This is a genomic window from Nitrosomonas sp., assembly GCF_019752415.1.
Taxonomy (GTDB): Bacteria; Pseudomonadota; Gammaproteobacteria; order Burkholderiales; family Nitrosomonadaceae; genus Nitrosomonas.
In genome coordinates this window covers 1-9,715 of record NZ_JAIEME010000102.1, presented here as the reverse complement: position 1 = coordinate 9,715, position 9,715 = coordinate 1, and the positions used below count along the sequence as shown (strand labels likewise).

Annotated in this window: 10 protein-coding genes and 1 tRNA gene; 4 read left to right on the top strand and 7 right to left on the bottom strand. The window is 43.5% G+C overall.

Annotated elements, in window-relative coordinates:
• Positions 1 to 214: 214 nt before the first annotated feature.
• The 6 genes from K2P83_RS13695 to queA form a co-directional block, all read right to left on the bottom strand.
• Positions 215 to 817 (bottom strand): DedA family protein, encoded by a 603-nt coding sequence (locus K2P83_RS13695; RefSeq protein ID WP_292930123.1) that lies wholly within the window; start codon positions 815 to 817, stop codon positions 215 to 217.
• Positions 818 to 872: 55 nt separating this feature from the next.
• A complete protein-coding gene (gene secF, locus K2P83_RS13690) occupies positions 873 to 1,811 on the bottom strand; it encodes a protein translocase subunit SecF (protein WP_292930121.1) in 939 nt (312 codons plus the stop codon).
• Between the two features lie 21 nt (positions 1,812 to 1,832).
• Positions 1,833 to 3,917 carry a protein translocase subunit SecD gene (gene secD, locus K2P83_RS13685; protein WP_292930119.1) on the bottom strand — a complete coding sequence of 695 codons (2,085 nt, stop codon included), beginning with the start codon at positions 3,915 to 3,917 and terminating at the stop codon, positions 1,833 to 1,835.
• 88 nt (positions 3,918 to 4,005) lie between these two features.
• A complete protein-coding gene (yajC, locus tag K2P83_RS13680) occupies positions 4,006 to 4,464 on the bottom strand; it encodes a preprotein translocase subunit YajC (RefSeq protein WP_292930117.1) in 459 nt (152 codons plus the stop codon).
• 47 nt (positions 4,465 to 4,511) lie between these two features.
• Positions 4,512 to 5,597, bottom strand: coding sequence for a tRNA guanosine(34) transglycosylase Tgt (tgt, locus tag K2P83_RS13675; RefSeq protein ID WP_292930115.1), 1,086 nt, complete (start codon positions 5,595 to 5,597; stop codon positions 4,512 to 4,514).
• Positions 5,594 to 6,628, bottom strand: coding sequence for a tRNA preQ1(34) S-adenosylmethionine ribosyltransferase-isomerase QueA (gene queA / locus K2P83_RS13670; protein ID WP_292930113.1), 1,035 nt, complete (start codon positions 6,626 to 6,628; stop codon positions 5,594 to 5,596). Before queA ends, tgt begins: the two co-directional genes overlap by 4 nt.
• 110 nt (positions 6,629 to 6,738) lie before the next feature.
• Between queA and K2P83_RS13665 the strand changes: the two genes are divergently transcribed.
• The 4 genes from K2P83_RS13665 to K2P83_RS13650 all read left to right on the top strand — a co-directional run bounded on the left by K2P83_RS13665 (position 6,739) and on the right by K2P83_RS13650 (position 9,364).
• Positions 6,739 to 6,825 (top strand) — tRNA-Leu (locus tag K2P83_RS13665).
• 164 nt (positions 6,826 to 6,989) lie between these two features.
• On the top strand, positions 6,990 to 8,195 hold the full coding sequence (locus K2P83_RS13660; protein ID WP_292930111.1) for an integrase arm-type DNA-binding domain-containing protein: 1,206 nt from the start codon (positions 6,990 to 6,992) through the stop codon (positions 8,193 to 8,195).
• A gap of 27 nt (positions 8,196 to 8,222) precedes the next feature.
• Entirely contained in the window at positions 8,223 to 9,080 is an 858-nt protein-coding gene (locus K2P83_RS13655) for a DUF6387 family protein (RefSeq protein ID WP_292930109.1), read from the top strand.
• Between the two features lie 116 nt (positions 9,081 to 9,196).
• Entirely contained in the window at positions 9,197 to 9,364 is a 168-nt protein-coding gene (locus tag K2P83_RS13650; RefSeq protein WP_292930107.1) for a hypothetical protein, read from the top strand.
• 141 nt (positions 9,365 to 9,505) lie between these two features.
• On the opposite strand, the gene K2P83_RS13645 is transcribed toward K2P83_RS13650, so the two are convergent.
• Positions 9,506 to 9,715 (bottom strand): ATP-binding protein (locus tag K2P83_RS13645; RefSeq protein WP_292930105.1); only part of this gene is annotated, 210 nt, incomplete at its 5' end.

Sequence of the window (9,715 nt, the reverse complement as noted above, 5' to 3'; positions counted from 1 at the left end):
GGGAAGGTCGTCCAACACCTAAATCGGCAATAATTGCACCTATTGTACTGGTGCTTGCAATTGGAGTTTTTTTCTATATGCGAAGCAAACGCAAGTCAGATAATCAAGCCACGGCTTAACAAAGAATGTTCTAAACTATGGACACAACGAAGAGTGGTTGTTGTGTCCATTTTGTAAATAAATTAAATCAGTAGACAAGCGCTGTATTAGGAGCTTAGCGACTCGAATGACGGTGATAATTCCAATAGAGAGCAATACCTATCGCACAACTGATAACCAGAGCAATGACAATATCACGTAAATATTCTTTAATCAGCATTTCATTTTCACCAATAAAGTAACCTAACAGTGTCAAGATAATTACCCAGATTCCAGCGCCAAGACCTGTATAGAAGCAAAAGATAGGTAGATTCATTCTTGCCAGACCAGCGGGTATGGAGATATATTGCCGAATCATAGGTATTAAGCGGCCAGTGAATGTGGAAATGTGACCATGGCGTGCAAAGAAATCCTCCATTTGCTGTAGGTTGTGTTCTTTGAACATAACATATTTACCGTAACGTATCAGCAGTGGACGGCCTAATTTAATCGCTAAATAGTAGTTGACTAGCGCACCCAGTAAACTTCCTAAGATACCGCATAGTATTACGGCTACCATATTCATTTCACCTTTTGAAGCCAAATAACCCGCGGGAATCATAATGACTTCACTGGGAAAAGGTATAAAGCTTGATTCAACCATCATAAGCAAGAAAATACCTGGGTATCCCAAACTACCGACCGTGTTGACAATCCAATTGATGATTTCAGTTAACAAGAGTCTGCTTTACCTTGATTTGATAAAATAAATAGATAATTAGTTGTAGAAACTTCTATACCACTGCGCCATCATTTTCTAGCGGCTTCTTCTCTAACTTAACGAGATCTTCCCGTTTTACGCCTAGAAGCATAATAATCGAACTACCCACCATTATTGAAGAATAGATTCCAAATAGAATGCCGATTGTTAATGCCAGTGAGAAGTAGTAAAGTACCTCACCTCCAAACAAAAGCATTGCAATAACTACCATCTGAGTGCTGCCGTGTGTGATGATTGTGCGTGACATAGTTTGTGTAATGGCATTATCGATCACTTGTGTGATAGATGCTCTACGGTGTTTTCTGAAATTTTCCCGAATGCGATCAAAAATGACAACGGACTCATTCACGGAATAACCTAATATGGCCAATACAGCAGCCAATACGGTCAGCGAGAATTCCCACTGAAAGAATGCAAAACAACCGACGATGATAACGACATCATGTAAGTTAGCGATAATGCCTGCTATACCAAACTTCCATTCAAATCGTAAAGCCAAATAGGCAACTATGCCTAATGAAACAAATAGTAAGGCCAATGCACCATTTTCCAATAATTCTGCACCAACTTGCGGGCCAACAAATTCGACACGTCTCATTTCTACAGAGGAATCAGCTTGCTTGAGAGCATTTAATACGATTTCAGACAATTGTGCGCTAGAAACTGCAGGTTTAATGGGTAAACGTATGAGAACTTCACGGGAAGACCCGAAGTTTTGTACGCTGGCATCAGACATTTCAAGATCAACAAGAATACTTCTGATTTTTCCAAGATCAGCTGTCTGGGTATAGCTAACTTCCAGAACCGTACCGCCCGTAAAATCAACGCCAAGATTTAATCCTTTTGTGGCAATGAAGAAAACAGAAAGAATAAATGTTATCAATGAAATAATAGCCCCTTGCCGTCTCCAGCTCATGAAGGGGATGTCACGATTAAATCTAAAAAATTCCATATTTAATTCCTCATAAGCCAGCTATTGTTGTTTAGGTTGCTTGACATCAGATTTTTTACGCTTACTTTTGATTTTGGTAATAGCTTTCTCATCTGGTCTAATTTTTGCATCGTCAATAATGTTGTTAGTATCGGCTATCGTTTCTACTGGACTGCTCGCTTTAGCTTGAATTTTTACTTTCTTCTGCTCGTTGATTCTTACCTTGCCGCTGACTGTTATATCCTCATTAGTTTCATCTTCTTCATGAGAAATGGCTTTGTCGCTGTCCAGACTGTTCTTGGGTATCCAGATTTTGCCGATGGGAACGTGATCCAGTCGGCGCCGGCTTCCGTACATCAGATTTACCATACCTCTTGAAACAAAGGTTGCTGTAAATACCGAAGTTAAAATACCTAAGCAAAGTACTACAGCAAACCCTTTGACCGGTCCTGAGCCAAAAGCAAACAAAGCAATACCAGCGATTAAGGTCGTGATATTAGAATCCAAGATCGTGCCAAACGCACGTTCATATCCAGCATGAATTGAGAGTTGCGGAGAAGCGCCAGCGCGTAGCTCATCCCGAATACGTTCATTGATCAGTACATTTGCATCGATAGCCATACCCACAGTCAGGGCCAAAGCAGCCATCCCGGGTAATGTCAGCGTGGCTTGCATGATCGATAATAATCCCACCAGCAACAATATATTGAGAGCAAGTGCGATGACTGAGATAACACCAAACGCCGTGTAATAAATTATAACGAAGAAGGCAACAGCAAAGAATCCATAAAGTGTCGAATTATATCCACGCGCAATATTATCAGCCCCCAAGCTTGGACCAACTGTACGTTCTTCAATAATATCCATCGGCGCTGCCAACGCACCTGCTCGCAGTAACAATGCAACATCGCGGGCTTCTCTACTGGTCATGCGTCCGCTGATCTGGACACGCCCGCCGCCAATTTCTTCACGAATAACCGGTGCCGTGACAACTTCTGTTTGGTTTTTCTCAATTAAAAGAATTGCCATTCTTTTGCCAACGTTTTCACGCGTTAATTGCTTGAAAATACGCGAGCCACTGTTATCCAGATTGATATGCACTGCCGGTTGATTGTCTTTATCAAAGCCGGGCTGTGCATCGGTGATACGCTCACCTGTGAGTAACACCTGTTTCTTGACGAGTATTGGGCCGCCGCCACGCTCTTCATAAAGCTCGGTACCAAATGGGATTTTTCCGCGTATGGCAGCGTCAAGATCATGCTCGTCATCGACCATACGAATTTCCAGCGTAGCTGTCCGTCCCAAAATATCTTTTGCCTTAGCCGTATCTTGGACTCCTGGCAATTGAACAATGACACGATCCGCCCCCGCTTTTTGAATGATAGGTTCAGCAACACCCAGCTCATTTACTCGATTACGCAATGTAGTAATATTCTGCATTACGGCTGCATCTTGCATGCGCACTTGGGCTTCTGGTTTGATCGCAGCAATGAGGTGATATCGGTTATCGGCTTCCTTTTCAATTAAACCGAGATCAGGGTAATTCGATTTTAATTCAGTTTCTGCTTTTGCGCGTGCTTCGGTATCACGAAACTTCAAGATGAGTTTTTTCTCTTGCTTCTCAAGTCCGGTATATGGAATTTTATTTTCACGTAATGTGCTGCGAATATCGGCACTGTAACGATCCAGTGATTTATCGAGCGCACCCTCCATATCAACTGCAAGCATAAAATGCACACCGCCACGCAAGTCAAGTCCCAGATACATTGGCAGCGCGCCAAGATTGGTTAACCACTCGGGGGAATTGGGTAGCAGATTCAGTGCAACTATGTATTCTTTGCCGAGTGTTGATTCCAAAAGATCTTTCGCTTTGATCTGTATGTCAGTATCAGCAAAACGTGCCTTGATACTGTCTGCTTCAAGCAAAATTCCAACGGTTTCAATACTGGCTTTTTTTAATGCGTCTTCGACTCGTTGCAACAATGTGGTGTCAACGTTTGCTGAAACCCGTAGCGATGAAATCTGTACTGCTGGAGATTCACCGTAAAAATTAGGTAATGTGTAAAGCAATCCGAGTAGAAGCGAAACCGCAATAATCAGATACTTCCAAAGTGCGTAGCGGTTCATGGGTGTCTGTTAAGTATCAAATGATAAAAGGTAAAAAGATATGCAAGGGCAGGTATTAAATAATAATTCCCTACGTTACTGTGCGTGATTATTTCTTTTCTATATTATTTTCAGCTTCAGTTTCTTTGTTATCTGAAGCTTCTCCGGTATCTTCAGTTTTTTTGGATTCCGGTGCAGCAGTTGTTTTTACTGTTTTGGTTTTTTGTGTTTTGCTTTTGGGTTCAATACTTTTCAGTGTTCCTTTGGGTAGTAAGGTTTGCACCGAAGATTTAAGCGCAGTAATCTCTACGGTAGGCGCAATTTCGATAACCACATAATTTTCACTGACATTAATGACCAGGCCTAATATACCGCCGTTAGTGATGACTTCATCACCTCTTTGCAATGCTTCCACCATCTGTTTTTGTTCTTTTGCACGTTTGGCCTGGGGGCGGATTAGCAATAAATAAAAAATAACAAGTATACCGAGCATCGGTAATAGACTCAGCCAGTCTGCGCCAGCTTGCGTTGACGAAGCAGCTTGGGCAAATGCGTCATTTATCAGCATAAAATTCTCCCTTTTATTAAAAGGGTACATATTAGCATGATGACCGCTTATGCCAGAAATTCTTGTGCATATTCTTTAAATTGATTGTTTTCAATTGCCGTTCGAATTTCCGCCATTAGTTGCTGATAATAGAATAAATTGTGGACGGTATTTAAGTGTGCGCCCAACATTTCATTGATGCGCTGTAAATGATGCAGATAGGCTCGGCTGAAATTCTGGCAAGTATAGCAACCGCAGTGCTCGTCGGGAGGCGAGGTATCCATACGGTAGCGGCTGTTACGCAATTTGATAATGCCGTGTCGCGTGTATAACCAACCATTCCGGGCATTTCGCGTAGGCAGTACGCAATCGAACATATCAATGCCTTGTGCCACTGCGTTGACAATATCTGCTGGTGTTCCTACGCCCATCAAATAGCGCGGTTTGTCTGCAGGCAGTAGCGGTGCGGTATGTTTCAGAATGCGCTGCATGTCTGTCTTGGGCTCTCCGACGGAAAGCCCGCCGATGGCGTATCCATCAAAGCCGATGTTTTGCAAGCCGGAAAAAGAATAGTCGCGCAAATGCTCATACATGCCGCCTTGCACGATACCGAACAACGCATTGGGATTATCGGCATGCGCTTGTTTGGAGCGTTCTGCCCAACGAAGACTGAGCTCCATGGATAACTGAGTGATTACTTTATCCGCCGGATAAGGTGTGCATTCATCAAAGATCATCACAATATCGGAATTGAGTGTACGCTGAATCCGCATCGATTCTTCCGGCGATAGAAAGCAATTATCGCCATTGACCGGCGATTTGAATTGAACGCCCTGTTCAGTGATTTTGCGCAGCTTCCCCAAGCTATATACCTGGAATCCGCCTGAATCGGTTAACATCGGGCCATTCCAATCCATGAAATCGTGTAATCCGCCAAATGCTTGAATGACTTCTAGTCCGGGACGTAACCACAGATGAAATGTGTTGCCCAAAATAATCTGTGCATTTGTTGATTGTAGTGCGGCAGGTGACATGTTTTTGACTGCGCCATAGGTTCCCACCGGCATGAAAACCGGTGTTTCGACCGTGCCATGCGCTAAAGTTAACGTGCCGCGGCGGGCGGCATGATCGGTGGAATGTAATTGAAATTTCATAAATTCTTCTCGATAAGCATGGCATCACCATAACTAAAAAAACGATAACGTGCTGTCACAGCATGGTGATACGCGCACTGAATATTATTCATGCCGGCGAAAGCTGATACCAGCATTAATAGTGTCGAACAAGGTAAGTGAAAGTTGGTTAATAATCGCTCGACCACCTGAAAACGATAACCTGGCGTAATAAAAATCTGCGTATCGCCATAACCTGCTACCAATTGACCCCGATGAAGCGATGCACAAGATTCCAAGGCGCGTAACGATGTAGTGCCCACCGAGAGAATGCGGCCTCCTGTCGATTTAGCTTGCTCGATAGCGTCCACGGTGGCTTGGGGGATATGGAATGTTTCGCTATGCATGGTGTGATCGGCGATATTTTCAACGCGCACTGGCTGAAATGTCCCTGCGCCGATATGTAAAGTGACGTAGACAATGATAACGCCCATTGCACGCAATCGATCCATCATGCCGGTATCGAAATGCAGACCTGCAGTCGGTGCGGCAACGGCTCCGGAGTTTCTGGCATAAACAGTTTGATACCGCGACTCATCTGCGGCAGTAGCTGGTCGCGCAATGTAAGGCGGTAGCGGCAGTTGACCGTAACATTCTAATAATTCTCCAACTGGCTTCTCATGTTCAAAACGTAATGTATAAAATTCGCTTTCACGCGTGATTACGGTTACTGGAATAGCGTAAGCTAATAGCAGCTTAGAATTAGATTTAGGTGCGTGGCTGGCACGGATAGCAGCCAGAACATGACGATCATCCAACACACGTTCCACCATTACTTCGACATTGCCACCACTGTCTTTTTTTCCAAATAAACGCGCTTTGATCACTTGAGTATCATTAAATACCATGACATCCCCGGCACGAAGGTAATTGGGCAAGTTGGAGAATAACGTATCCTGTCGATGATTATGGATGCTATCCAAATAGAGCAAGCGGCTGCTGGCGCGCTGCTCAGCGGGGAACTGCGCGATTAGCTCAGCGGGCAGGTAATAATCAAAATCCTGAGTTTTCATGCTGCCTATTATACTGGTGCAACATGATTTCCGCCCATGCAGCTTGCTGTACAGCAGGTTTTCAGTGATAATTGCGCCTTCAGTTGATTCAAATACAAACAGACAGTCTAGCCGGGATGGCGGAATTGGTAGACGCACGGGACTCAAAATCCCGCGAAGGCGACTTCATGGGGGTTCGATTCCCCCTCCCGGCACCATTAGAGAATTTCAGTAAGTCTCGTACCGTATCAAATCCATTGTAATTATTAAGATTTTAGAGAATTGATTGTATCAAGAGATAACATAGCATCTTTTGACATACCGTCAATTTAACGGTATTTTTGACGGTATTTTCTGATACCGCCATACGAGATACCGTCAAATGCTCACCGATACCGCGATAAGAAACGCTAAACCACGAGATAAATTTTACAAAGTAAGCGACAGCGGCGGGCTGTATTTGCTGGTGAAATCCACTGGTAAATATTGGCGCATGGACTATCGATTTGTGGGCAAGCGTAAAACTTTGGCCATTGGTGTCTATCCCGCTGTTTCTCTGGTTAATGCCAGAAAGAAACGCGATGAAGCGCGTGAATTGCTCGCAAAAGATATTGATCCATCGTTGACCAAAGCCATCAATAAGCAAATTGTGCGCACTGCGGCAGAAAATACTTTCAAAGCGGTAGCGCTAGAATGGCACGCAAAAACCAGCAAGACTTGGGCAGAAACAACAGCGGAAAATATCAAGCGCTATCTGGAAAAAGATATTTTCCCTTGGTTGGGAAGCCGTGTCATCAAAGATATTGCCGCCCCGGAATTGCTGGCCGTATTGCGCAAAATAGAAAGCCGTGGCGCACATGAAAAAGCGCAGCGTTGCCGTGAATATGCCGGGCGGGTATTTCGCTATGCCATTGCCACCGGGCGCGCTGAACGTGACCCAAGCGGCGATTTGAGAGGCGCATTAACGCCGGTCAAGGTAAAACACCATGCCAGCATTACCGACCCCAAAGCCATTGGCGCATTGCTGCGTTCAATCCGGGGATTTAGCGGTTCATACATTACCAAGTGTGCATTGCAGCTTGCGCCGTTGGTATTTGTGCGCCCCGGTGAATTGCGGCATGCCGAATGGGCAGAAATTTACTTTGATAAACTAGAATGGCGCATACCCGGCCACAAGATGAAAATGGAAGAGCAGCATATTATCCCGCTCTCAGCCCAAGCCGTTGAAATACTCCAATCCATCCATCCGTTAACCGGCGATGGTCAGTATATTTTTCCCAGCATACGCACCGGTGCCCGGCCAATGTCGGAAAATACCATCAATGCAGCCTTGCGGCGCATGGGTTATGAAAAAGATGAAATGACCGGGCACGGCTTCCGCAGCATGGCCAGTACACTGTTACATGAACACGGCTGGCCGCATGAAGCGATTGAGCGGCAGCTTGCCCATGCAGAACGTAACAAAGTTGTGGCAGCGTATAACTTCGCTGAACACTTACCCAAACGCAAAGAAATGATGCGCTGGTGGGCGGATTATCTGGATGAATTGGCAGCCGGTGCCAAAGTGGCTAATTTTCACAAAGATTGAAATAAAACATCCGAATAAATGGTTACTATGAAGACTTGGAGAACAATTCCATCTTGGTTTAAGTTAGATAATTATTCTGATTTAGCCGAATTTACTGCTGGAGGATGGCATGATGAAATTCAAATTAGACAATATTATTGGAATGCTCTAATGCAGCCACATAGATTTTCCCCCCCTACGGATGAAGCATTGAATTTTTTTGAACGTATAAAAAGAGATCCCTTGGTTAGCCAAGAAAATAATGAGGATTTTTCTTTTCGATCTTTCTTTGATTTCTTTGCCGATGAGAAGTACAAACAAAAATTTCACAGTGTTCAAGAACTAACTGAATCTTTCGCATATTCTTTTCTTCTAGACTCAGATAGAAAAGAAGAAATAGAAAATGATTTTGAAACTCTGCGGGGTATAGTCGATAATTCAGAACGTTGGTGGAATAAAAAATTATGGCAACAACAAAAGGATATTAATAATAAGTACGGTTATCCAATATCAGATATAGCAGATTATGGAGCCGTTAAATTTCTTAAAATCGATCTAGAAGCTAGTGATGAGATGATTCTAAAAGAATTTAAAGATTGGTTAGTCCAAACCAGAAGCACCTCGAATGAATTTATTAAACGTCAATTTTCTTCTGCAGATTTTGAAGACTGGTATTCGTCGCGACTTCTTCCCTATTGGGATTTAACTACTATTGCAACTATGGAAGATGCAACAATTCCGTTTCATGTATTGGGTAAGATATTGTTTCCTGATGAATACGAAGTTGATCTTGCGGAACGCATTAGAAAAGTTACGAAAAAGAAATGCCAATACCTTTTTTCGGATATGGTAGTTTCTGCACTAAGTGCACAATCATCACAAAATAATCTATCAAAAAGTAAATAGAACCGGAATAAATTTTTAATCAAAACATTCCGGAAACAAATTCTGTGTTTTCCCTCCCTCGAATCAAAGAGACTAGGTGAATATCATTAAGCTCCTCAATCACAAAGGAGCTAGACATGGCAGAAGAATCCACCACGAATCCAATCCCTGAAGCTTTAAAAAACTTCGATCAACTCCCTAACACAGCCAATGTAAGACAACCTGTCGTTCAAGCGTTGTATGCTTGTTCACCGGCCAGCATATGGCGCGGTGTCAATGCCGGGCGCATACCCAAACCATGTTGATACCGGTTCAAAATTGACCACCTGTGCCGGTTGAAAATTGACCAGGGGAAATCAGTGCGTAGGGTACTACGCATCTGTGGATAAGTCGACCAGACTGAGTTTGGTTTTTGCCTCCTGTTGATGTTTTATTTTAGTTGTAATTTATTGCAAATTGGCCAGATTCTCATCTGGTAAGTATTTTTCTTTTTCTCGCTGCTGTATTCTGATCTTCGCAGTGACAGAGCTTTGTTTGTATCGGAAAGACTCATTGCCGGTTTCAATGATGTGGCAATGATGCGTGAGTCGATCCAGAAGCGCGGTGGTCATTTTGGCATCGATAAAAACGTTACTCCATTCTGCGAATGCGAGGTT